The organism is Undibacterium sp. Jales W-56, assembly GCF_025548535.1.
GTDB lineage: Bacteria > Pseudomonadota > Gammaproteobacteria > Burkholderiales > Burkholderiaceae_D > Undibacterium.
Window position 1 is genome coordinate 181717 of the sequence record NZ_JAJLQW010000006.1, and the last position, 23833, is coordinate 205549.

The window sequence follows — 23833 nt, forward strand, 5'->3', positions numbered from 1 at the left end:
CATGTGGCGCCCACCGTTCCCGGCTTTGCTTGCCCGAATGGGGCTTGCGCGAATGGGGCTTGCGCGACTTGCGCTTGCCCCAGCGCTCCTCGCCCCCTGCCTCGCCGCGGCGATCGACCTTGGTACCATCGGGCCGGTCTACCCGATCGCCGAGCCAAACCTGCTCGATTTCATCCGGCAGCGCCTGCTGGCGAAGGAGCGCAGCGGCGAACTGGAGACTCTTCAGGAAAGCACCCGGCGACGGGGCATCGAGTCAATGACCCACCCGCAGCCTGTTCCCGGCCTGCGCACGGCCGAGACGGCACGCACCTTCTATTTCGATCCGACGTTCACGCTCGACCGAAACGTTCAGGACGACAAGGGCCGCTTGCTGTTTCCCGCTGGAACCCGAAAGAACCCGCTGGAGATCGTGTCGCTGTCGAAGCACCTGCTGTTTTTCGACGCGCGCGACCAGCGCCAGGTAGCGCGCGCCCGCGACCTGATCGCGCTTTACCACGGCCACGTCAAGCCGATCCTCGTCGGCGGCTCCTACCTCGACCTGATGAAGTCATGGCGCTCGCCCGTGTACTACGACCAGCAAGGCTTGCTGACGCGCCGGTTCGGCATCACGCAGGTGCCGGCGATCGTCTCCCAGGAAGGCCTGCGCCTTCGTATCGATGAATTGGTGCTCCCATGAAGATCTTCATTCAGCTTGTTCTGCTGCTCGCCTTGCTTGTCCGTCTCGGTACCGCCAATGAGGCCCATGCCGCCGGCGCGGCGACCTGCACCGGGAAATTTCCCAATCCGATCACGGATATCTGCTGGAGCTGCATCTTCCCGATCAGCATAGGCGGTGTGCAAATCGCCAACTTCGGCGCACAGGAGGACATTCCCAACCCGTCCAGCCCCATCTGCAGTTGCGGCACCAATCCCACGGTGGGGCTTTCGATAGGATTTTGGGAGCCCGCGCGCCACGTCGAGGTCGTGCGCAAGCCGTTCTGTCTGGTCTCGCTCGGCGGTGTCGACATGGATCCGGGCATCGCCGCGCCGGAGGCGGCGCGTTACACGCGTGCCGAAGGCGACGGCGACGGTGGAGCCTTCTACCAGGCCCACTTCTACGTCAATCCCGTCATGTACTGGCTCGATGTCGTCTCCGACTTCCCGTGCCTGGAGCACGGCTCCTTCGACCTGGCCTACCTGACCGAAGTCGATCCCTTGTGGAAGGACGACGAGCTGACCTTGATCCTCAATCCCGAGGCCGTGCTGTTCGCCAATCCGGTCGCGATCGCCGCCTGCGCCGCCGATTGCGTGGCGGCCTCCACCGGCTTCGGAATTCGGGAAATGTTCTGGTGCGCGGGCTGCCAGGGCGCCATCTATCCGCTCGACGGCCTGGTGCCGTATCACCTCGGCGGTGTGCGCACGGCGGCGCTGCTCGCGCAACGCCTGACCGCAAAGATGCACCGTGAACTGCTTGCATGGGGCTGGCATGGGCAATCAGGCCTGTGCGGCCCCTACTTCCTGCCGGTCATGGACAAGACGGCATACAAGACCCAACTGACCTACCCGATTCCCAACACGGACCAGGAAGCCGGAAAGTGCTGCCAACCATTCGGGCGCACGACCGTGACTTGGGGCGCGGGCAAGGAATATCCGGTGCGAGGGGAAGACTTCGCTTTCATGCTCTTCAGAAAAAGGAACTGCTGTGTTGGCTATTGAAACCATTTTCGCCTCCGAGGAGGCCCTGGTCCGCACCGATTGCCGAAACCATCGGCGCGGCCGGCGTGGACGTGCCATGCTCGCTACTCTTGCGTTGGCTGTGTCGCCGTTGACGCAATCGGTGTTCGCCCAGTCCCCAAGCACTGCGAACGTGACGGTGACGGAGGCCGACGTCGCGCGGGCAAAGCGCTCCCAGCCCGTGATCACCGAGCAGGACATCGAGCGCGCACGCAAGAAATACGCGATGCCGTCCGATGCGCAGTTGCGGCGTGTGCCCTTGCCCTCCACGCCGAACATCGGCGCGCTGCCGCAGCCGAAGACAACGGCGCCGCTCGACCTGGAAGCGATCGCCAAGGGCTTCGAGGCCAACGTCGGGTTCGAACAAGCCCAGGGCTTGGCGGCCGGTCCAAAATTGCTGGTGTTCGTCAGTTTCGCCATGCCGGAGCCGACGCTCAAGCGCTTGGCCGAACAAGCCGGCCGCGCCAACGCCACGCTCGTGCTGCGCGGCTTCGTCAACGGCTCCTTGCGCGACACGGTAGCGCGGGTGCAAGGGCTCATCGGCGCGGGCCGTGTCCCATTCCAGATCGACCCGCAGGGGTTTGACCGCTTCGCCATCGACAAGTCGCCGAGCTTTGTCCTGGTGCGTGACGGCGCGTCGACACGCTCGTGCGCCAGTGGACAGTGCTTCGCCAACGATGCCTTTGTGAAAGTGGCCGGCGACGTCAGCCTGGATTATGCGCTGGAAAGCATGGGGCGCGCCGGCCCCCGGTTCGCGGGCAGCGCCGCACGCTATCTCGACAAGATCCGGAGCACGCGATGAAAAAATTCACGACATGGCTCACCTTGATTTCGTTCGTGTCGATGGTGACGTCCCCAAATGCCATCGCCCAATCGAACAATGAAGGCGCCGCCGCCGGCTTTGCCGCCAATGCCTTTGCCCGCGGCAACGTCAATGCGCCACAGGCCGCCGCGAACGTGCCGGGCTACACCAACGCACCGCCGGAATCCGCCTACTATGGGCAGGGCAACCTGAGCACCCAGGCCAACGCGCGCGTGCTGTATTGCCAGACGTTGCCAAACGATCCCGTATGCCAGGCGCAGACCGGCGCGATCGCGTCGGCCGGCACGGTGCGCCCGCCCATCACCGCCACCGATCCGGCCGTCGCCGGCGCGAGCGCGGTCGTTCAAAACCCCGCGTCCCAGCTCGGCGCCCTGTCAAGCTACTACGCGGGCTGCACCAGCGCGCCGGGAAGCCCATGCCCGTCCAATGTGTTCTGCCTGGGCCCCAGTTGCTTCAACACCAGCTACACGTCCGACGCCGACTTTGCCCGTTCCATGTCCATGATGGAGGCCGCGCGCGAAGCCGGCGTCTACCTCGACAAGAACATGCAGGTGTTCGCGGGCGAGGCGAACCGGTGCCGCGACCGCTTGCTGAAGAATTGCTGCTATGCCGACGCGGGTGGCGCCGGCATGACGAACCAGAGTCTGTTCGGGGTTGGCTCGCGGCTGGTCTACGACATCCTGATGAATTCGGATAATCGCAACTTTGTCAGCCAAGGCATCACCGCTTTGCTGACCAGCGGCGGCTTTTCCGGCAGCTTCACTTCCTATGGCGTCACGCTCGCCGTGAACGGCACCGCCCTGCCTGCTGGCTCGGTCACGCTGGCGGCAAGCGACAGTCTCGTCATAGCGTTCGATCCCTGGTCGCTGGCCATTGCCGTCATCATCTACATCATCATGTCGATGACCTCTTGCAACGACAACGAGGGCAAGCTGGCGATGCAGGAAGGCGCCGGCCTGTGCCACAGCATCGGCACCTACTGCTCGTCCTGTCTTCGCATCCTGGGCCATTGCGTGTCATGCATCGAACACACCACTGGCAAGTGCTGCTTCAACAGCCGCCTGGCACGCATCATCAACGAACAAGGGCGCAACCAGGTCGGCAAGGGTTGGGGTAGCGGGGAAAATCCCAGCTGTTCCGGCTTTTCCATCGCCCAGTTGCAGGCGCTCGACTTCGCGGCGATGGACCTGACCGAATTCTATGCGTCGATCGTTCCGACTCTTCCCAACGTCGGCGCGATCCAGGCCATCAACGCCGCACGCATTTCGAACTGCTACTACGGACAAGGACGCTGCCAATGAACGCCATTCAAGCTACCGTCGCGCCCATCGCCATCATGCTGTTCGCATGGGTAGGAGCCGCCAGCGCGCAAACGCCTGAACGCATGCCTGTCACCGATGCCCGTCCGCTGCTGGTCGCGGCGCTCGACTCGCCCGGCGGCGAGGTCCACGGCGTACTCGTTGGCAGCCTGGCCGACGCGATCACGCTGCGCTTCAAGGCCACGTCACCGATCTATATCGATGTCTCGACCACGAAGCGTTATCGCCAGGCCGGATGCGGCCGGTTCAAGGTCATGTTCTGGCAGGAAGGCGTGTCGCTTCCCTCCTCCCCCGCCCCCAGAAAACAGACGATCGAGTTGGGCATCAACTACTGCCGCGATGGCCTGCCGCCCCGCTCCTTGTCCTGACGCCACAGTCCCACAGGAGATAGACATGAATCCGAATAACCGGCACTGGTTGCCAGCGATGGCGGCGCTTGCATTCACGCTTGCGTTGCCATCGGCCATGTCGCTTGCCCAGGACCAGGACACGAGCACCGCCACTGCCCGATCCAGCTCCGGCCCCGGCTACTGGACCGACAACTGGCGTGGCTGGCACTTCTATGAGGAACCCGAGCCAAACGACGAAGCCGAGCCGCCCCTCAAGAGACCGCCATCGCCCCTGCCGGCAGCGCCCGTGCAGCGGCGCGCTCCTGAACTCGTCCAGTTCGAGGCCTTGCAGAAGACGCTGGAGCAGTACCGCAACATCGCGATCATCAAGCCGACCGAGGCCAATGTCCGCCGCTACATGGAGCTCGAATCGAAGGTCGTCGCGCAGGCCTCGTATTTTGCCGATGTCGCGCAGCGCGTCGCCTGGGCGACGCCGGAACTCGATCCGACGCTGCAGGGGCGCCCCGTCAATGCGAAGGCGATCGAGGTGTTCGAGCAGGATCAGCTGACAACGCGCTCGCAGGCGATGGCCACGCTCGGCAAGGATCATGTGCTGTTCTTCTTCTTTCGCGGCGACTGCCCGTTCTGCCATGCGTTCGCCCCGACGCTGGAGGCGTTCCAGGCGCGCTATGGCATCAACGTCGTGGCGATCAGTGTCGACGGCGGCCCGATACCGGTCTTTCCGAATGCCCGGACCGACAACGGGATCGCGCGCACGCTCAAGGTGACGCAAGTGCCGGCCGTCTTCCTGGCACAGCCTTACTCGGGAAAGATTTCGCCGATCGGCTTTGGCGTCCTTTCGGAATCCCAATTGCTCGAACGCATTTCCACCGTGGCCGCTCCCGCTACGCAGGAAATGGCGCCGGGCAAGAACAAGCACATCGTTCTTCGTTAGGAGAGTCACCATGGCAAACCAATCGATCAAACGCCGTTCCTGCGCCATATTGGCCGTGGCGCTGTCTCTCGGCCCCGTCGTCTGCACGCAGACGGCGAGCGCAGGGGACCTGAACAGTGAGGTGAACACCATGTTCAACAACCTCGGCACCATAGGCAACTACACGGCGCCCGGAGCCTTCCGCGGCCAGACATTCAATACCTATACCGGCGGCAGTCTGTTCATGCGCGCGCCAAACAAGGTCTACCAGCTCACCGCCATCCAGTTCCCCAGCGCGAAGGCCGGATGCGGGGGCATCGATGTCTTCGGCGGTTCGTTTTCGCATATCTCGGCAACCGAATTCAAGAACATGCTGAGAAACATCACGGCTGCCCTGCCCGGCATCGCGTTCCAGCTAGCGCTGGAAGCCGTGTCGCCTTTGCTGGGCGGCTTGACGAAATGGGCAAAGGGACTGGAAACCTGGATCAACAACGCGCGCATCAATTCCTGCGAGACGGCCAAGGCCATCGTCAGCACGGCCGCGGAATCGGTCGGCTACAGTTCGCAGGAAACCTGCGCCGACCTGGCCATCGACATGGGACTGGAGACGGACCGCGACGCGGCTCGGCGCCGCTGCGCCACCGACCGCCCAAGCGTCCTCGCTTCCGCCCGCGCCTCGAGCGACCCCAATGTGCGCAACAAGGCCCCGTTCGTCGGCAACCTGACCTGGAAGGCGCTGCAATACACGGGATCGTACCTCGACGATCAGGAACGTGAGCTCATCATGAGCATGGTCGGCACGATCATCTACTACCCGGACGAAGCGAATCGCGACCCGGAACCAATCGCGCCGACGATCACCTCGATCAGCCAGTTACTGTATGGCCAGGCGGCGGGGGCAGGCACCGACGTCGTGCAGCATGTCCTTCAATGTAACAACTACACGAACTGCGACACCGTCACGCTCAACACGAGCTACACCCACACGCCTTTCACAGCCAAGGTCGAGAACATGATGCGCTCGATCGCCTCGAAAATTGCGACCCGCACGGCGATCCCGAACAACTCGGCGGAAGTGGGCTTCGTCAACCAGACCACCGAGCCGGTCTACAAGATGCTGTCGATCGGCTCGACGATTCCAGGCTCTGGCCTCGCCGACAGCCTCATCGCGCAATACCGCGACGTGATCGCGGCCGACTATGCCTATGTCTTCCTCGATACCAATCTGCGCACAGGAATGGGGGCGCTGGACAAGGATTACAACCTCCAGCAGACACAGCGCGATCGCGCAAACGAAATACGCAGGCGTGCGCAGGCCATCCTGCTGCAACTGGCGCAGGAGAAGAACCTGCTTTACCAGAAGGTGGGATCGTTCCAGGCGGTCGCCAGCAATCTCGAGCAACTCGAACGGCAACTGCGTTCCAGCATGCCGCAGCACGTGATGGACATGCTGGGGCAGCAGGCGGCTGGACTGGCCAATTAGCGAACTGACGGACAAGCCGGACCGGACTTTTGACTGAAAGCGATACAGAGGGGCGCGACCATGTGGGAGATCTACGCATACCAGAACTCGGACAGCCTGTTCGGCATTTTCAATGCGATCGCGGCCATCCTCGGCTCCGGCGACTACATGAGTACCGTGGCGGCAGTCGCCTTCTGCGGCTTTGCCGCCGCGCTAATCGCCTATGCCTTCGCCCCCGAAAAGCTGCAAGGGTGGAAATGGCTGGGCTCGGTAGTCCTGGTATTTTCCATCCTGATCGTCCCGAAGGTCACCGTCGGCATCGTCGACCGGACTGGCGGCGCCCCGGTCCAGGTAGTTGCAAATGTCCCCTTCGGCCTTGCCCTCTTCGGCGGCCTGACGAATACCATTGGCCATACCTTGACCACGCTGTTCGAAACTGCCTTTCAGGTGATTCCCGGCCGCGGCGCCCTGCCCAGCGAATTGACCTACCAGAAGAGCGGTCTGATGTTTGGCAACCGGTTGATCCGCGAAACGCGCAACATCATTTTCCAGGATCCGAATTTCCGAACCGATCTGATCAACTTCATTCACAACTGCACCATGTACGATCTGATCGATGGCACGATCGATCCGGGCACCTTCTCGCGCTCGGATGACGTTTGGACCTTGATGGCCTCGCCAAATCCGGCCCGTTTCAGCACCCTCAGCGTGATTGGAGGGTCGGTCACGATCGATACCTGTCCAAACGTTTACAACAGCCTGAATACCCGCATTCCCGCCCAGATCACGCAGATCCAGGACCGATTGGCCTTCCAGCTCAATCCGACGCTGCCAGGCTCCGCAGCCTCGGCCGTCATCGCCAGCCAGGTTCAGCAGGCCTATCTCAAGGACAATATCGCGAACGCGGCCGCCACTGCCGCCGACTTGATCCGCCAGAACGCGGTGATCAACGCGATCAATGACACCAGCAAGATCATCGGCCAGAAGATCAATGATCCGGCGTCCATGATCCTCGCTGTCGGGCGGGCGCAGGCCGTGGCACAAACCAATGCGTCGTGGCTGAACTACGGCAAGGTCGCCGAGCAGGCGCTGCCTGTATTCAGGAATGTGGTGGAGGCGCTCACATACGCCCTGTTTCCATTGTTCGTCTTGCTCCTGTTGCTTACCAGCGGACGCGACACCATGCTTGCCCTTAAAGCGTATATCGCGATCCTGATCTGGATTCAGCTTTGGCCCCCGCTGTACGCGGTTCTCAACTACATGGCCTCTATCTATGCATCCTACGACCTGGCCGCCGCAGCCGACGTTGGCGGTGGACTCAAGGCGCTGTCATTGCAGACGGCATCGACGATCTATTCCACCGCGATCTCCGGAGAAGCTGTGGTCGGCTACCTGGTGATCAGCGTCCCGCTCATTGCGTGGGCCGCCGTCAAGCGCATGGAAAATTTCGGCACAGCCCTGGTCGGCGGGCTGTCGGGCCTGCAGACAAGCCTGAGCAACGCAACTGGCGGTGCCGCCGCCGGCAACGTCAGCATGGGAAACGTATCGATGGACCAGATGCAACTGGCGCCCAACCGCACCTCGGCATTCATGAAGTCTTGGCAGGACAATGTGACAGGCAATACCACGACTTCGAACGTGTTGAATGGCCGCGCGGCCGTCAGTCTGCTGCGCAACCAGGGCTTCGCGTCCCATGTGGCGTCCATGCGCGTGTCCGAAAACGATGTGACCGAAGCCAACAAAATGGCCGATGTGGCCCGCAGCGAAGCGGTTTCCGCAAATACGGAACGTTCGGCGGTGCTGGTCGATACATTCACCAAGGGCCTTGCCAAGTACCGATCGTCTCGTAGCAGCGGCGGGACCACGTCCAGCAGTTTCGAACAAATCGGCGAAAACCTGAACCGCCTGGACCAGATCAGCAAGAGCGTATCCGACAAGACGGGGCTGTCCCAGTCGCAAGTGGCACAGATCGCTTTCGTCGCATCCGCCTATCTTGGCGTTTCCACGCCTGTTGCCGGAGCAAAAGCGGAAGCGCGCGCGGGCAAGACCTATCAGTCCGGCCTGTCTGCGGAAGAACAAAAGGTGCTCAGCGCAATGACCAATGAGCAGATCTCCGAATTCAAGCAATTCGGCGATCGAGTCTCCCAAGACACAAGCATCACCAATGCAATCGCCGACGACTCCAAGGAGGCTTCCGACATGTCTTCGCGTCTCGCCTCGACCACATCAAGGGCATTGAGGACCGGTGCCGCATTCACCGAACGCGTAACATTTGCCGAACGCATCTCCGCCGCACGCGAGCATGGAGAATCGATTTCTGTCGACATGGCACAGGATCCGCACAATCTAGCGATGTTCCTGCGCTATGCGGAGCAATACGGCGGTGACAGTGCGGCTGCTTTCGCGATGTTCGACGCGGAGCTGGCACGGCAGGGCCTACGTCCGAACCGCGTGCTTTCAGACGGCACGGCACTGCCGGTTTCATTCAACGATGTCCACGACAGGTTCGATCGAGAATCGAACGACTCGCGCTTGAATCCCGATATCGATACAATCAATCGACAGCATCACGCCAAAGCCTCGCGCGTCAGTGCGCCGGCACCGGCGTCGGATGTTCCGGCGACTCCTTCGACCATTCGCAGTGACATTCAGGCACAAGGCGAGAAAATACGCGGCCGCACAGGATCCGCCGATTCAACCTTCGACGCGAAAGCGCAGGTCGTGAAGACGCCAGACGGAACACTAGCATCAAAAAAATCATTATTGGTCGAGGCGGGGAAACAGATCGTCAACGATGGTGGCGCTACCATCGACAACGCGAAGGATATTACGAAGGACCTGCTAAAGAAACGACCCAGGGGAAAATAATCCGCAAGAGCAACTTCTTGATCATGATGTCAGTGATCAGGATCGAATATGTGGTCGTCCTGCTCTGGCTCCGGTGGTTCGGTTAGCGGGAGCCGGCCCTTGTCCCTCCAGTAGTTATGCAGTAGGTCAGCCGGAGTGACCCCAAGTCCCACAAAGGCGTCATCGTCGTCATCATGTTTGATACGGTGGCCCTTATGTTCACCGATTTGTCCAACTGCACCTCCAATAGCCGTTCCCGCAATTGCGCCGATCAACATCATTACGATCTTTACGCCAATACCTTCAGGAATTGTCGCAAACAAACCTATACCAGCGCCAACTGCTATTCCCAAAAAAAGTGGTGTCTTCTTCACTTTTCATCTCCAGAGTCACGTCAATCGCTGAAGTGAATTTTACGTTTATGAGTATGAAAATCAAGACTCGCCCATCGCACCACCTCCTGACTTGTGCGCGCTCAACACTGGACTGTTCCTTGTGCACCGAACGGCATGAACGGCACCCAGAACCAAGAAGAGGCAAACTCCGCAAGGGATGCCTTGGCCCGCAGCCACATTCTCTCGCTCATTGCAGCGGGGAACTCCCGCTCCCTCAATCCCATTTCCTCTTGGTATTCAAGACTGCTTAACGCCTCGATTGCCTCAGAAATGAATCCGGATAGATTGAGCCGTTGGTCGGCAAACCGAAGCATCGCTGGAGGGGTAGGCGGCTTGATAGGTGACTTGAAAATCCTTGTGTCGGTGGTTCGATTCCGCCCCGGAACCACCAAGAATATGCCTTTCGCAACGCAACAAGATGAACGCCACATTAGACCTTCCCCCCCACACCTTTGTACTTCTCAACGAAAACAGCGATTTTCTGGAAAACGCTTTGCTTTTTGGTCAGGTATTGGGGATTAAGCGGGCTCATCTTGGGCAGGATGGCATTGAGCTCAGTGCCATTGTCACTGGCAAACTCCCGCTTTAGTGAGTTAGTGATATAGCGTCTGGCCGCCTCGGCATTCAGATTCTCGATTCTGATCAGCTCTTGCGCCTCTTGCTGTTGTTCCGCTTGGGCAAAGGTGAAGAAGGCGTCAATCACACTTGCCTTGTCGCCAATCTGGCCCAGGTCGGTTTGGTTAATAAAATCGACCAGCAGGCCTTCTTTGGCGCGGTTGCCCAGGCTTGCGCGAATCACCCGGCGTACGTCTTCAACCAGTGAGACTTTGTCCTTGATCTTCTTACTATTCTCAAAAATCAATTCCAGAATGTAGTCCAGGTTGATCTCTTGTGACTTCAGCAGATCTACCTCAAAGACCACGTCATCCCAATCGATAGTGGTTTTTTCCTTTTCAGTGGAGGATTTTTCCCGACGCAGCCAATCGCGAACATCGTTGTAGGTTGAACGGTAGTCCTGAATTTTTCGTTCAGCCGGTATCTTGATCGCTTGCAACGCTGCCAGTCCCTCGTCGCTTAAATAATGCTTGGCCTTGAACTCCTCAACCACGACAAGGTCATACATGTCGACGTTTTGCAAGGCCTTTAGGCTGGCAAATTCATCGTAGTTTTGCAGCACGTTTTCAACGCGCAAATACTCGCCAAACAGTTTCGCGAAGGCCTTTTTGTCGGACTCCTTTTCAATGGCAGCAGGATCAGGAAAGCGCTGTTCCAACTCCCTCACCACCTCCACAAAGCCACGCCGCGCTTCACCGGTCATCGCATCGGTAAAGCCTTCCATGTATTCCTTGTAGCTCTTTTCCAGCACCACGTTCTTGGTGTTTTTGTCGCCAAACAAGGTGATGGCGTCGATCGTCGCCTGCTCCAAATCGCGGAAGGTAACGATATTACCGAAGGTCTTGGTGGCATCATAAATACGGTTGGTGCGCGAGTAGGCTTGCATCAATCCGTGGTAGCGCAGGTTTTTATCGACAAACAAGGTATTCAGCGTGGGGGCGTCAAAGCCGGTCAGGAACATGCCCACCACAATCAGCAAGTCGACTTCCTTGGATTTGACCTGCTTTGCCAGATCGCGGTAATAGTTCTGGAAACTATTGCTATCCACGCTGAAGTTGGTTTTGAACAGCGCGTTGTAATCAGCGATGGCCGCATCTAAAAACTCCTTGGCGCTGGTATTCATTGCTGAAACATCAAAGCTTTCATCCAAAATGTCGCCTACGGCATCCTGCTCTTCGTTCGCTGCGAACGAGAAGATGGTGGCCACTTTCAGCGGCTTGTCGCTATTCTTCTGCAACGCCTTGAAAGACTCGTAATACAGCTTGGCGGCATCGACACTGCTCACGGCAAACATGGCATTGAAGCCTTTCGCACCAGTATGCAGGCGATGCGTTTTTTGCCGGAAGCTGTTCAGGATGTACTGAGTAATTTCCCTGATACGGTCAGGGTGCAACAAGGCCTGCTTGTTTTCTGCCGCGCTGAGTTTTTTCTCGTCCTGCTCGGATTCGATGGCTTTGAAGTGCGGACGTACATCGTTGTAATCCACCTTGAACTTGAGCACCTTTTCATCACGAATCGCATCGGTGATGACATAAGAATGCAACTCGCGGCCAAAAACACTTGCCGTATCGTCTGCGCCTAGTGCGTTTTTCCCTGCAAAAATGGGCGTTCCGGTAAAACCAAACTGATAGAACTTTTTGAATTTCTTCTTCAGGTTCTTCTGTGCTTCACCGAATTGACTGCGGTGGCACTCATCAAAAATGAATACAACTTGCTTGCCGTAGATAGGCAGGTCGCCTTCGCTCTTCATCAGGTTGTTGAGCTTCTGGATGGTGGTGACGATGATCTTGTTGTCGTCTTTATCCAGGTTGCGCTTGAGCCCGGCGGTACTGTCAGAGCCATTTACGCTATCCGGTGAAAAACGCTGGTATTCCTTCATTGTCTGGTAGTCCAGATCCTTGCGGTCCACCACGAAGAAAACCTTGTCGATAAACTCAAGTTCGGTGGCCACGCGTGCAGCCTTGAAACTGGTCAGAGTCTTCCCGGAACCGGTGGTGTGCCAGATATAGCCACCACTTTCCGTATTGCTCCAGTTCTTGGCTTGATAAGCGCTATTGATTTTCCACAAGATGCGCTCGGTGGCAGCAATCTGGTAGGGGCGCATCACCAGCAGCGTGTCACTTACATCAAACACTGAATAATGCAGCAACACGTTGAGCAGAGTGTTCTTCTGGAAGAAGGTGGCGGTAAAGTCTTTCAGGTCCTTGATCAAACTGTTATCCGACTTCGCCCAATTCATGGTGAAGTCAAAGCTGTTCTTGTTGCGCTGCGTGGTATTGGCAAAATAGCGGCTATCTGTGCCGTTGGAAATCACAAACAGCTGCACATACTTGAACAAGGACCGCTCACTGTTAAAGCTCTCTTTGCTGTAGCGATGCACTTGGTTGAAGGCTTCCCGAATCGCGACACCGCGTTTCTTCAGCTCCACCTGCACCAACGGCAGGCCGTTGACCAGAATCGTCACATCGTAGCGGTTAGCGTGGCTTCCGCTTTGCTCAAACTGCTTGATGACTTGCACCTTGTTGCGAGCAACGTTTTTTTTATCCAACAAGTAGACATTCTGAATGCGGCCGTCGTCAAACACGAAGTCATGGATATAGTCATCATGAATCTTGCGGGTTTTATCGACGATGCTATCGCTGGGCTTATCTAAAAACATTTCAACAAAACGCAACCACTCACCTTCGGCAAATAGCACGTTGTTCAGGGTCTGTAATTGCAAACGCACATTAACCAGTAAGGCTTGTGGTGTGTTCAGCGTAGGCTGGAATTCATAGCCCTGATTCTGCAAATCCTGAATGAACTCTCGCTCCAGCGCATCTTCGCTCTGATAGCTGTCATTGACCTGCCATTCCTTGGTGTACTTATCGAGAACAATGAAGCTGTTCGATTCGGCGATGGGTTTCGTGTAATCAACCATGTTGTTCTTCCTGTTGCCAAAAGCCGTAATTGTTCACCAAGTGATTCAGCAACGATGCAACGGTATTTTTTTCTGGGCCGCTGGGTTCGGCAGCGACCTCATTCGACAATGTTGAATGACTGGTAAATTGAATAATGCGGTTCAAATATGCCTGCTTATCATCAGGCAAGAGTTCAGACCACTTGGGATAGCCCAGAAAGCTGGCCGTCTTCTCGTAGAGATTACGAAGTAGTGTGAAGTGATACTTTTCGATCTTGTTTTCCGCAATCGCCTGCTCAATGGTTCGCTTTAAATGCAGGTGATAGGAAAAGCTTTTGTTGGAATCACCGTGTTTTTCGGTGAGGGCAAAGCTGCCATCTTCAAAACGCTCCATAAGGTAGCAGGTTTTGCCGTTCAGCTCATTGAAGAGAACGTTATAGAACAGGGGGCTGTGCGTCGTAACGATAAAATTCAGAGTAGATTGACTAAATTTGATCAAGCTCGCCAAATTGACTGCCAACTCAATCAAATGGTTTTCATCTAGCGAACTGACCGGATCGTCAATAAACACATATTCAAGCTGATCAAACTGGTTGGTTTCTCGCTCGCCGGGATCGGCGACATTGAGGATCGTAACCACCTGATCCATTACCGTGTAAAAAATGCTCCAGATGAAATTGCTTTCTTCGCTCTTGGAGATTTTCAAATTTCCAGAATGTTCGTTGTCACCGCGCTCTAGCGAGAAAGTCACCTCCGAGAAGGCTTCGACCGTGATCTCTTTATCGCCCTTGCCCTTGACTTTATATTCTTCGTTGAATCGTGGCGTCAGCTTCTCGCTGGCGTAACGCTGGAAGGTGGTGATGATATTTCGATCTTGTCCCTGATCTTTCAGAATCCAGTCGGTAAACGAATTGGGCTGAATCTTCAGCTTGTATTCGGCATCTAACTCCAAATCGTTATCCCAGTAAAACAAGTCTTCGGTAAAAGCGTTGTAATACAGGATTTTATTGCGCGACAACTCGGGTTGATCGGCTTCTTCATCGCCATCGGCTTTGGGTGCAATCAGCAGCTTGAATTCCCGCGACAGGCGCGTCTTACCAGTGCCATTGAAGGCATAGATCAGTTGCACCTTTTTGTTGGCATTTTTGAGCTGCTGGGCGATTTCAGTCAGTGTCTTGTCCATGTTACGTCGCTACCTCTTCCGGATTCGGAAAGCTCAACAGTAAATCGCGATAATAGGCGTACTGCTTCTCGCGCAATGCAATTTCGCGCGGCAAGCCTTCGCTGATGGAATTGGTTAGCTCGTCGAATTTGTCCAAGATGGCGGCGATGCGGACTTGTTCCTCTGGCGAAGGAACAGGGATGCGTATCTTTGCGAACCCCTTCATCAACAGGGTGTTGACCTTGGTGCGGGCCACATACTTCGCCTTCTCTGCGATGAACGAAGTTGTTTGCATGCAATAAGAAACAAACGTTGGATTCATTGAATGGCGAAAGGCGTAGCAATGGTCGTGGATCGCAACATCATCGATTCCAAGCCATGCCACTGGCTTGCCAACGTCCTCAACCGTTTCACCGACGTCGGTTATGACCACATCACCGTGCTTTGCGTAGCGCAAGGTGCCGCTCATGTCAGATCGAACATGCGTTTTCACCTCCTTCGCTGTGGTTCCGTACTGTGTATAGATATCACCGTAATGGATACAGCCGATGCCATCCTCAACGTAGTCGGCTTTAGTGAATCGCCGCCCACGATTAAATTCTCCAATCTCCCCCAACGCCTTCCACTCCACTTCCCCTTCTTCAAAACTCAACAACTGGTCGCGATAGTAGTTGTATTGTTTTTTGCGGGCGGTAAGCTCGGCGGTAAGCTCGGCGGTAAGCTCGGCGGTAAGCTCGGTAAATGCGTCCAAAATTCGGACGATTTCGGTTTGGATCTCAAGCGATTTTTCTGGATTTTCTGGGCACGGGATGGGGATGCTGTAATCCAATATTTTTGTTCTATCTCCACGAGGCATTTTTGCCCCTTTGGCATGCTGCATGTTGTACGAGAAGAACTCATCCGATGACAACAGATAGTAGAGAAAATCTGAGTCAACTGTTTTTTTGAACTTACTTAGTATGCGCACGGCAAGCACATCACCACTACAGCCACCTGAGTTGGTCGCATGCCACACTTTCTTGAGGTATGGGCGAATATTGCCAAGAAGGATGTCTCCTTGCTCATATGCCGTCAAACGGTCAGTGTTCGGCAAATAGTTGGCGTCAACACGTCCACCTTTGGCGGCAACAAGATTGTCAACTCCCACGAACGAGGTAGCATCAAGTTCAGCAGCATCGATTCGAGTCGGTGAGTATTCCGCCACATCCCCCAGCCTCTTCCACTCCACCGCAACTCCATCCAGCAGCTTTTCCATAAAGTTCACACTGTTCATGCCTCCAGCTCCTCGCCTTCAATCTCCGCCATAATGGCATCAATCTCCGTGCGCAGTTTGTCGATCTTGGCGACAGTGGTTTTCAGCTCGGCATTCAGTTTAACTATATCTACCACTTCGCGGTTGTCCTTGGCTTCGATATAACTGCTGACCGACAGGTTGTAATCGTTGGCGGCGATGGCGCCAAGGCTCACCGACTTGGCAAAGTGTTCAACATCGGCTTTGCTATCAAACGCCTGCATGATCTCTTCAATGTGCTTGCCGGTCAGCGTGTTGTTGTTGGTTTCTTTTTTAAACAGGCCGCTGGCATCAATGAACTGGGTTTTGGTGTCGTTTTTGTGTTTGGACAGCACAAGAATGTTCACCGCAATGGTGGTGCCGAAAAACAAATTGGGTGCGAGCGAAATCACGGTTTCGACGTAGTTGTTATCCATTAAATATTGGCGGATTTTTTGCTCGGCCCCGCTGCGGTAAAAAATGCCGGGGAAGCAGACAATGGCCGCGCGGCCTTTGCTGGAGAGGTAGCTCAGCGCATGCAGCACAAAGGCAAAATCGGCCTTGGACTTGGGCGCGAGCACACCCGCCGGAGCAAAGCGTTCGTCGTTGATCAGTGTGGGGTCGTCGCTGCCTATCCATTTCACCGAATAAGGCGGATTGGAGACAATGGCATCGAAGGGTTTGTCATCGCCAAAATGCGGATTACGGAGCGTGTCGCCCAGTTGGATGTTGAACTTGTCGTAGTTGATGTTGTGCAAGAACATGTTCATCCGCGCCAGGTTGTAGGTGGTGTGGTTGAGTTCCTGACCAAAAAAACCTTCTTCAATGATGTGGGCGTCAAAATGCTTTTTGGCTTGCAGCAGCAGAGAGCCGGAACCACATGCTGGGTCATAAATCTTGTTGACGCTGGTTTGTTTGTGCATGGCCAACTGGGCAATCAGCTTGGAGACATGCTGCGGCGTGAAAAATTCGCCACCAGATTTACCGGCATTGGCGGCGTAGTTGGAGATGAGGAACTCGTAGGCGTCGCCAAACAGATCGATGTGGCTGCCTTCAAAATCACCAAATTCCAGCTTGGCTACGCCTTTGAGCACGTCGGCCAAACGCGCATTTTTATCTTTCACCGTATTTCCAAGGCGATTACTGGTGGTATCGAAGTCGGCAAACAGACCTTTGATGTCGCGCTCAGAGGGGTAGCCATTGGCGGAGCCTTCAATGGCGGCAAAGATAGCAGCCAGTTCGGTATTTAGGTTTTCGTTGGTATTGGCGCTGGCGGCTACCGTCGCGAACAGCTGGCTGGGATAGATGAAATAACCCTTGGTCTTGACGGCATCATCTTTGATGTCGGGGGTGATCACGCTGTCGGACAGCTCGGCGTAGTGGATGCTGTCGTCACCGCCTTCGATGTAGCTGGCAAAGTTTTCGCTGATAAAGCGATAGAACAGGGTGCCGAGCACGTATTGCTTGAAGTCCCAGCCATCTACTGCACCACGAACATCGTTGGCGATTGCCCAGATTTGGCGTTGCAGTGCGGCGCGTTGTTGGGCGCTGGTCATAGTTTGGTTCCTGTTTCAATTCGTTGATTGTTATTTCTTCAAAGCGCGGAGCGGTGACTGGTACCCCGGCGCGATCTTTACGTTTTCGACGCCATACAAGGCCAGCGGCTCGCGGAGACAAAGGCGGTACTGTTCTTCTTTAATACTGTGGTCGAGCGACGCATCTTCGCTTATTCAAGGGGAGAGGTGAGCGACGCTTCTTTAGCTACGTCAGCGTCGAATACCCAACCCGCGATTTCTTGATCAATTAGCTCCTGTCGATTCAGAAGGAATAGTTGATGTTCTTTCGGGTTCTTCGTGCCAGTCGGTGTCGTGTCTATATGCCAATGTCGTAAGAAGTACGACACCAGACAGAATCTCATGGCAACGATTTTGGTGTTGCCTTCCATGTCATAGTCGAAGCGAATAGTTTCTGGATGTTCTGCTTTTGGATGCGGCCCAAGGATAACTGCTACTTCCTTGGTCCACTCGGGATCTTGGTCTATCGTCTTTTCTGAAGGGCCACTCTCGGCGACCGCGTGGAAACGTGCGAGGTTGAAATCCGTGAATCTTCCCTTCGCGTGGTTGAAACAACGGATGTGCCAACGCAGACCGTCATGAACCAACGCTGCTGGCGACAGGGTGCGTTCACCCGCACCGCTTTCAAGTGACGCGTAAGTTGCTGAAATTTGCTTGTGTTGGTACATCGCACGGGTGAGCGCAGCGACAAGGGTCACCGGCACTTTCCTCTTTATTGAAGCCTGCACGCTGCTCGACAGCCGCTTGGCATGCTCCGGGTTGAGCGCAATTGCGCGTTCCCCTGACAGGGAATACAGCGATTGGTCAACATCATGCGTGAAGTGCGGAGTTCCGCCGCAATAGACATAGCAGCGCTGCCGTAGGTCATATTCCAACATGGTGGGGGCCATCTCCGCATAAAGGGACAAGTCCTTTGTCGCGGCGGGCTCACTGATGCCGAATCGGGTCACCAAGTCCTTGCGTGCAACTTGGCCAACAAAAAATGCCAAAAAATCAATGTAAAACAGACGCTCCCGCTGCGTATCGCGCTGTAATTCCATAAACAACTCCCCCAAGTTAGCTCGCGATTATACATTAGTTGAGTCTTACACAAATAAAATACGACGTGATAAAAATTATTGCCACATAATGAATATCCTGATACAGTTCACTCATCGGCCAGTTCTGGCCTCCATCTGTAGATGAAAGACGACAATGAATCAACCAGCTCCTCCCAATGAACACACTGCGGCACGCGCGGATCACGGCCAGCCCTTTGAGATTGTTATCAACGCGGAACCCTTCGAAATTAGGCAGAAAGAGCTGACGTTTCGTGAGTTGTGCTTACTCGCGTTTCCAGACGGCCAGTTCGGTGAGAACGTCGCCTGGACTGTGACCTACTCCGATCCGCATGGCCCTGAAGGCTCCATGGTGGACGGCGACGCTATCAAAGTGAAGAAAGGAATGGTGTTCAATGTTGGCCGATCTGATAAGTCGTAATTCCGACCTCCTGCGATTGCAGGATGACGGATTTTCCGTGGAAATTGTGCACAAGACAGGGCTGCATCTGTTGGTGCACGATGTTCCTTACCTCAATGCTCAACGAACAGTTTTGCGTGGCACCTTGGTCTGTCCGATTTTCCTCAAGGAGGACGGTCTGACAAATGCTCCGGCAAATCATCAGGCATGGTTCATCGGTGAGCATCCCTGCACGGTGGACGGATTGCCGATTTCAGGCATTGTGCATTCGAGTGGCCGTAACGATATGGGTGACGGTATTGTTACTGACCACGGCTTTTCGACGAAGCCACCGATAACGGGTATCTACCCAGACTATCACGCGAAAATGTCGCATTACGTCAATGTTATTTCGGCGCCAGCACAGCATGTCGATCCGCAAGCTACAGCGAAGCTGCATAAGCCGATCTTGACAACGGACGACTCCGTATTCCTTTTTGCGGATACGGCGTCAACCCGTGCAGGTATCGGCGCGCTCGCTGGCAAACTTTCTCATTTGCGAATCGCTATTGTTGGCCTCGGAGGCACGGGGTCGTTCATCTTGGATCAGGTTGTCAAAACGCACGTACGCGAAATCCATCTGTTTGATGGCGATGCCTATTACTCGCACAACGCATACCGGGCACCTGGCGCCACTTCGATTGCAGAGCTGCAGTCGCCTGAGTCTAAATCACTACGCTATTCGCGCATTTACAGCAGCATGCGTCGTGGGGTTGTGCCTCATGCCGAATACATCACGGAAGAAAATGTCGAGCAATTGGCAGAATTCGACTTCGTCTTCATCTGCGTTGACAAGGGGGCGGTCCGAGAACTCATCGCGAATGTCCTGATTCCGCGTGGCGTGGCATTTATTGATGTCGGCATGCACATCCAGATGACCAAAGACGCCTCGACATTGGTTGGTCAAGTCAGGACTACTCTGTGCTCGCCGAAGAAGCATGATCACTTCGCGCGCCGCGTGCCAACAGACGATTCCATGGTTGATAACGACTACGGCATGAACATTCAGGTGACTGAACTGAATGCCCTAAATGCCATCATGGCCGTCATTCGCTGGAAGAAATACTTCGGAATTTATGATGACCGGATGCAGGAACACGAATCGGTGTACGCCATTAACACGCATATGATTACGAAGGATGAGAAAGCATGAAGGCCAGTGAACTGAGGCCTGAATATGTGAATCTGATGCCGAAGGTAATCGAGGAAGGAGTCCTGTACATCTCGAAGAAATACGGCACGGCGGTTCACAAATGTTGCTGCGGCTGTGGTCAAAAGGTGGTCACGCCGCTGAAGCCCACAGAGTGGTCCCTATCCGTTTCGACTGGAGGCGTCTCGCTACGCCCTTCAATTGGCAACTGGAGTTTTCCGTGTAGGTCGCACTATTGGATTCGAGATAATCGAGTGGTATGGGCGGGAGACATGAGTGCAGCCGAGATAGAGCATGGCCGTCGACTGGATCGAGCTGCAAAACAAGAATACTTCGCACGGGCTGGCGAGAAACAGGTGACGCCAATAAATTCTCCGCCGGTGCGGAAACCAGGGTTTTTGGAGCGCCTTACACAGTGGTTCACGTCCAGTTAGCGAGATCCGGGGCCGGGCGAATGTAACATTCGGCGGCATGTCTTCCCATGTAGACCCGGCTCACTGCCGTCAACACCGCCGGCCACCGTGCGCATGGGGACAGCACCGAGCCTGAGTGGGCTTATATGCCCAAAGAGTTCGCTGCACGAAAGTGTGGTGTCGAGATCGCCTTCCTAACCGTCGACCTATCTCAAGTAATATTCAAGTAGCATCGCAATTCCCGTCCAGCCGTAATTTAGCCGCAACGAACAAAAGGTTGGAAGCCGATGCATTTGCGATGGCGTCGACTATGAAGGTGTCTTTCGAGAAAAATACGCGATCACTGCGCACGCTGATAACAAAACCCGTTCGTTACGACGTCGCCAGCGACCTGCATAGTCTGTCGCCGAAAGGCGCGGCCACGTTGCAGGGGTCAGGCAATGCCGCCCTGTGCGGCTTGCGCGGCCAGGCAATCCCTGACATAAGCCAGTTCCTGGTTGACCTCCTCCTCACGCTTTTGAAGTACTGCCAAGCGTTGCTCCTGGGACTGCTGGACCGCGACTGGCGCTTTATCCAATTGCGCGATCTTGGCCGCGCAGGCCGCAATTTTCTGAGCTAAATCCACGAGCAAGTTATTGCAGGAGAGTTGCTTCTTTTGCGTGAAGAGCTGGCATTCAAAAAGGCGAATCGCATCGTAAATCCTGACGACTTCCTTGCTCGTTTTAGAATGAACAAAATTCAGGCTTCCTTCGTCAAAAGCATGGTGCTCCTGGTTTTGGCCACCCCAGTTCACCAAATCTTGTTTGATGAAGTCAAAGTGCTCGCGGTCATAGGCAATATGTGGCTCCACCAACGCGAAGGTTTTTTCAAGACTTAGCTGAAGGTAAATGCTTTTTTTCAGCGCAGATTTCTTGAACTGCGCAGTAACAGAAACCGCGTTGTCCAAGCAATACTCCAAGACCATTGACTCGAACCAGATGCGGCAATACATCAAGGCCTGTCGAATGTCATACACGCCCAGGGCGCGATGGACTTTTTCTTGGAACCCACCCGCATGGTCAACCATGACGATGCCTTGGTTCGTGTAACTGAGAACGCAGCTGCTGTGCTGGTCAGACTGCGGATGTCGATCGGCGATGATGCAGAATCGCTCCCAGAATAAGCGATCATGCGTCGTGACAATCATCTGCGTCCGACGCAAGTACGGATCAGCAAAAAACAGGTCGATGATATTGGAGCGGTGGTCGCTGTCGATCGCATTGACGACATCGTCAAATACGATCAGCGGAAATTTGTTCTTCTCTGCCATCGCCAACAGCAAGGAAAGCCCCAGTGCCCGCAAGTGTCCCTCACTCAGGACTGAGAAGGCGTCCAGTGAACTGCCATCAGCATTCAAAATCGTGATGCGATAGGTTTCACCCGTTTTCTCGAAACTTAGCACATCGATGCGTTCATGGTCATCGTCATGATGATTGATCGCCTTATAGTATTCGGCCGCCTTGCCTTCGATGCCGGCGATACGCGCTTTTTCCAGGGAAAACTTATACCCCAACAAATCGCGATAGAGATTTCCATACTCCACCTGCAACTGGTCAATGAGCGCATTGAGCCGCGTATTGTCGGCATCGTTACCTTGCAGGCCGGCGCGCTGGCGCGTTAGCTCGGCGAGCTGTCTACCAATTTCTTTTAATGCGGCCAGTAGTGCCTTCTTTTCGTCGAAGAGCCCTCTGAGGACCTCGGCCGCTTGCTTGAGTTGTTCGGCTTCTTGCTCGAGGCGCTTCACCTGGACATCCACCTGCGCTATCTCGTTTTGCTTCTTTTTGCAGACGTCGAAGTAAGCCACGACCCCTGCCTCATCATCAGCCAGCAGTTCGGTCAACGTGGTGAGAACCTGCGTCGCTGCCCCCGCCCTGTCTGTCGCGGAATGGAAATTCGTCAGGCTGGCTCGAAGGGACTCCAACGTCAGTGCACACGGTATGCCAAGGCGCGCATTGCTGTCGACCGCCGTGATGGTAGTGCCGATGGCCAAGGCCAACTGAGAAATGCGCTCCTCGACGCGCTGCTGTGATGTCTTGAGTTGGTCGAGCACGCCCAATGTTGCGAGCTCGCGCCGAGCCTTATAAAACGGATTTTCGACCACACGAGCCAATGGCGTCGAACAGGCCGGACAGTGTTCGCTTGCCCCCGCGTTCTCGATCGCCTGCAGGGCCTCATAGACGGCGCGATAATTGACGGCCATCACGTTCTTCAAGAAGGCTGCGTCGATCTTGGATTTTCGCGCAAGCAAGCGACACGCAATCCGCGCGCCACCGAGGATGTGCTTCATCGTCGCAGCAAACGGCACTTCCGCGACCTTCAGTCTTTCTGCCTTGCGGAGTTTGAATTCCGCCAGGCTTGGCAAACGCGCGTGCCTGGCGCGCACGGCAAATTGTTGGTCAACCCGCAGGCCCAGGCGAGTACACACGTCCTCGTTGAGGACAGAAATCTTATGGTGGTGGCGGCGCCGATGTTCGTGGAGCTCCGCTCTGGTGGCCTCTAGGGTGCGCAGTGCCTCGCCTTGGCTTGGCCGCCGATGCGATGTGAGGTTGAAGTTCTCGGGCTTCACGAACCGTGAAATCACCTCCTGAAATTCTTCCAACCCAAACAAGGTAGCGATCACATCGCTCTCGGCGCTACCGGTGTCCTTTGAACCGAGCAAAGAAAATTCCTGCAGACGGTTTCGATCGATGAAGCAACTTGACCAGGTCAGGCTGGCAGGTACACGGTTGCGGTCCGTGCCCATCAAGTTCAGCTCGACCTTGCCTGCGCCCCTCACGATGTATTGCTTGACCTTGGTCTTACGCCGGCCGGCCTCCTTGATGTGGCCGGTGGTGGCGTACTCCAACGCTTCGCATAAAGACGACTTGCCACCGCCGTTGGGTGCGTAAAAGATGTTCTTGATCTTACTAAACCGCAGCAGCGTCCCTTTGTCTTCGGGGCCAAATGCGCCGGAGCCACGGAAATTTTTCACCTGCAGCGTGGCCAAAGGCCTGAGTCCAGAAGGGGTGACCCAGTCAAGCTCTTGCCGGGCATCCAGAATTTTTTTGAAGCGCTCGGCGATGCGCTGATAGTTGGTCGTTAACAGCTCGTTGTCGGCGGAGGTCAGGTGAAGTTTGATGTGATCAGAATACCGGCCTTTGTCCTGCCTCCCCTTGTACATACACCAAAGTAGTGCGAGATAGGCGTCCGACTTTCCGACCAAGTTCTCCTTGGCAAAGCTCAACAGGTACTGACTCATCTGCACTCCCTATCGTGGCCGGGGCGAAATGCACGCGGGCCGAGGTGATTGCATTATAGCAATGTCGCTTGCTTATCTCCCCAAAGATTTCTTCAGGCGCCAATGCGCGCGTTTCGAGAGAAGTCCCGCTGCCTGCGAGCAAGGTTGGCTGCTG

General features: G+C 55.6%; 18 protein-coding genes. 11 read left to right on the forward strand and 7 right to left on the reverse strand.

What is annotated here, in order from left to right; genetic code table 11:
- Position 1 precedes the first annotated feature (1 nt).
- From traW to LPB67_RS16420, 8 genes are read left to right on the forward strand one after another with little or no spacing between them, the layout of a single operon-like run.
- Positions 2-676: a type-F conjugative transfer system protein TraW gene (gene traW / locus LPB67_RS16385; protein WP_262838364.1), complete on the forward strand. Its 675-nt coding sequence runs from the start codon at positions 2-4 to the stop codon at positions 674-676.
- Positions 673-1695 carry a conjugal transfer pilus assembly protein TraU gene (gene traU, locus LPB67_RS16390; protein ID WP_262838365.1) on the forward strand — a complete coding sequence of 341 codons (1023 nt, stop codon included), beginning with the start codon at positions 673-675 and terminating at the stop codon, positions 1693-1695. The genes traW and traU overlap by 4 nt, the downstream gene beginning before the upstream one ends.
- Positions 1682-2515, forward strand: coding sequence for a type-F conjugative transfer system pilin assembly protein TrbC (gene trbC / locus LPB67_RS16395; protein ID WP_262838366.1), 834 nt, complete (start codon positions 1682-1684; stop codon positions 2513-2515). The genes traU and trbC overlap by 14 nt, the downstream gene beginning before the upstream one ends.
- Positions 2512-3837 (forward strand): conjugal transfer protein TraN, encoded by a 1326-nt coding sequence (gene traN / locus LPB67_RS16400; protein ID WP_262838367.1) that lies wholly within the window; start codon positions 2512-2514, stop codon positions 3835-3837. Before trbC ends, traN begins: the two co-directional genes overlap by 4 nt.
- Positions 3834-4223 (forward strand): hypothetical protein, encoded by a 390-nt coding sequence (locus LPB67_RS16405; RefSeq protein ID WP_262838368.1) that lies wholly within the window; start codon positions 3834-3836, stop codon positions 4221-4223. Before traN ends, LPB67_RS16405 begins: the two co-directional genes overlap by 4 nt.
- 25 nt (positions 4224-4248) lie before the next feature.
- A complete protein-coding gene (traF, locus tag LPB67_RS16410; RefSeq protein WP_262838369.1) occupies positions 4249-5139 on the forward strand; it encodes a conjugal transfer protein TraF in 891 nt (296 codons plus the stop codon).
- 10 nt (positions 5140-5149) lie between these two features.
- Positions 5150-6601 (forward strand): conjugal transfer protein TraH, encoded by a 1452-nt coding sequence (locus LPB67_RS16415; protein WP_262838370.1) that lies wholly within the window; start codon positions 5150-5152, stop codon positions 6599-6601.
- A 60-nt stretch (positions 6602-6661) separates the two neighbouring features.
- The gene (locus tag LPB67_RS16420) at positions 6662-9448 is read left to right on the forward strand and encodes a conjugal transfer protein TraG N-terminal domain-containing protein (protein ID WP_262838371.1); all 2787 of its coding nucleotides are present in this window, start codon (positions 6662-6664) and stop codon (positions 9446-9448) included.
- Positions 9449-9477: 29 nt separating this feature from the next.
- On the opposite strand, the gene LPB67_RS16425 is transcribed toward LPB67_RS16420, so the two are convergent.
- From LPB67_RS16425 to LPB67_RS16450, 6 genes are all read right to left on the reverse strand, one after another.
- On the reverse strand, positions 9478-9801 hold the full coding sequence (locus LPB67_RS16425) for a hypothetical protein (RefSeq protein WP_262838372.1): 324 nt from the start codon (positions 9799-9801) through the stop codon (positions 9478-9480).
- Between the two features lie 451 nt (positions 9802-10252).
- Positions 10253-13357, reverse strand: a complete 3105-nt coding sequence (locus tag LPB67_RS16430) for an HsdR family type I site-specific deoxyribonuclease (protein ID WP_262838373.1) — start codon at positions 13355-13357, stop codon at positions 10253-10255.
- Positions 13350-14519 (reverse strand): anticodon nuclease, encoded by a 1170-nt coding sequence (locus tag LPB67_RS16435; RefSeq protein WP_262838374.1) that lies wholly within the window; start codon positions 14517-14519, stop codon positions 13350-13352. The genes LPB67_RS16430 and LPB67_RS16435 overlap by 8 nt, the downstream gene beginning before the upstream one ends.
- Position 14520: 1 nt before the next feature.
- On the reverse strand, positions 14521-15771 hold the full coding sequence (locus LPB67_RS16440) for a restriction endonuclease subunit S (RefSeq protein ID WP_262838375.1): 1251 nt from the start codon (positions 15769-15771) through the stop codon (positions 14521-14523).
- Positions 15768-17324 carry a type I restriction-modification system subunit M gene (locus tag LPB67_RS16445; RefSeq protein WP_262838376.1) on the reverse strand — a complete coding sequence of 519 codons (1557 nt, stop codon included), beginning with the start codon at positions 17322-17324 and terminating at the stop codon, positions 15768-15770. Before LPB67_RS16445 ends, LPB67_RS16440 begins: the two co-directional genes overlap by 4 nt.
- A gap of 170 nt (positions 17325-17494) precedes the next feature.
- Entirely contained in the window at positions 17495-18382 is an 888-nt protein-coding gene (locus tag LPB67_RS16450; RefSeq protein WP_262838377.1) for a WYL domain-containing protein, read from the reverse strand.
- Between the two features lie 154 nt (positions 18383-18536).
- Between LPB67_RS16450 and LPB67_RS16455 the strand changes: the two genes are divergently transcribed.
- From LPB67_RS16455 to LPB67_RS19210, 3 genes are read left to right on the forward strand one after another with little or no spacing between them, the layout of a single operon-like run.
- Positions 18537-18821, forward strand: coding sequence for a multiubiquitin domain-containing protein (locus LPB67_RS16455; protein WP_262838378.1), 285 nt, complete (start codon positions 18537-18539; stop codon positions 18819-18821).
- Positions 18796-19992, forward strand: a complete 1197-nt coding sequence (locus tag LPB67_RS16460; protein ID WP_262838379.1) for a ThiF family adenylyltransferase — start codon at positions 18796-18798, stop codon at positions 19990-19992. The genes LPB67_RS16455 and LPB67_RS16460 overlap by 26 nt, the downstream gene beginning before the upstream one ends.
- Positions 19993-20027: 35 nt before the next feature.
- The gene (locus LPB67_RS19210; RefSeq protein ID WP_410482757.1) at positions 20028-20423 is read left to right on the forward strand and encodes a DUF6527 family protein; all 396 of its coding nucleotides are present in this window, start codon (positions 20028-20030) and stop codon (positions 20421-20423) included.
- Positions 20424-20835: 412 nt separating this feature from the next.
- Here LPB67_RS19210 and LPB67_RS16465 read toward each other — a convergent pair whose 3' ends face one another.
- Complete coding sequence (locus LPB67_RS16465) at positions 20836-23679, reverse strand: AAA family ATPase (protein WP_262838380.1); 2844 nt, start codon at positions 23677-23679, stop codon at positions 20836-20838.
- Positions 23680-23833 lie beyond the last annotated feature (154 nt).

Bases quoted from the DNA above. Each gene is read 5' to 3' on its own strand.
- traW (WP_262838364.1), top strand. From the start codon at position 2: ATGTGGCGCCCACCGTTCCCGGCTTTGCTTGCCCGAATGGGGCTTGCG.
- traU (WP_262838365.1), top strand. From the start codon at position 673: ATGAAGATCTTCATTCAGCTTGTTCTGCTGCTCGCCTTGCTTGTCCGT.
- traN (WP_262838367.1), top strand. From the start codon at position 2,512: ATGAAAAAATTCACGACATGGCTCACCTTGATTTCGTTCGTGTCGATG.
- LPB67_RS16405 (WP_262838368.1), top strand. From the start codon at position 3,834: ATGAACGCCATTCAAGCTACCGTCGCGCCCATCGCCATCATGCTGTTC.
- traF (WP_262838369.1), top strand. From the start codon at position 4,249: ATGAATCCGAATAACCGGCACTGGTTGCCAGCGATGGCGGCGCTTGCA.
- LPB67_RS16415 (WP_262838370.1), top strand. From the start codon at position 5,150: ATGGCAAACCAATCGATCAAACGCCGTTCCTGCGCCATATTGGCCGTG.
- LPB67_RS16420 (WP_262838371.1), top strand. From the start codon at position 6,662: ATGTGGGAGATCTACGCATACCAGAACTCGGACAGCCTGTTCGGCATT.
- LPB67_RS16430 (WP_262838373.1), bottom strand. From the start codon at position 13,357: ATGGTTGATTACACGAAACCCATCGCCGAATCGAACAGCTTCATTGTT.
- LPB67_RS16435 (WP_262838374.1), bottom strand. From the start codon at position 14,519: ATGGACAAGACACTGACTGAAATCGCCCAGCAGCTCAAAAATGCCAAC.
- LPB67_RS16440 (WP_262838375.1), bottom strand. From the start codon at position 15,771: ATGAACAGTGTGAACTTTATGGAAAAGCTGCTGGATGGAGTTGCGGTG.
- LPB67_RS16445 (WP_262838376.1), bottom strand. From the start codon at position 17,324: ATGACCAGCGCCCAACAACGCGCCGCACTGCAACGCCAAATCTGGGCA.
- LPB67_RS16450 (WP_262838377.1), bottom strand. From the start codon at position 18,382: ATGGAATTACAGCGCGATACGCAGCGGGAGCGTCTGTTTTACATTGAT.
- LPB67_RS16455 (WP_262838378.1), top strand. From the start codon at position 18,537: ATGAATCAACCAGCTCCTCCCAATGAACACACTGCGGCACGCGCGGAT.
- LPB67_RS16460 (WP_262838379.1), top strand. From the start codon at position 18,796: ATGTTGGCCGATCTGATAAGTCGTAATTCCGACCTCCTGCGATTGCAG.
- LPB67_RS19210 (WP_410482757.1), top strand. From the start codon at position 20,028: ATGCCGAAGGTAATCGAGGAAGGAGTCCTGTACATCTCGAAGAAATAC.
- LPB67_RS16465 (WP_262838380.1), bottom strand. From the start codon at position 23,679: ATGAGTCAGTACCTGTTGAGCTTTGCCAAGGAGAACTTGGTCGGAAAG.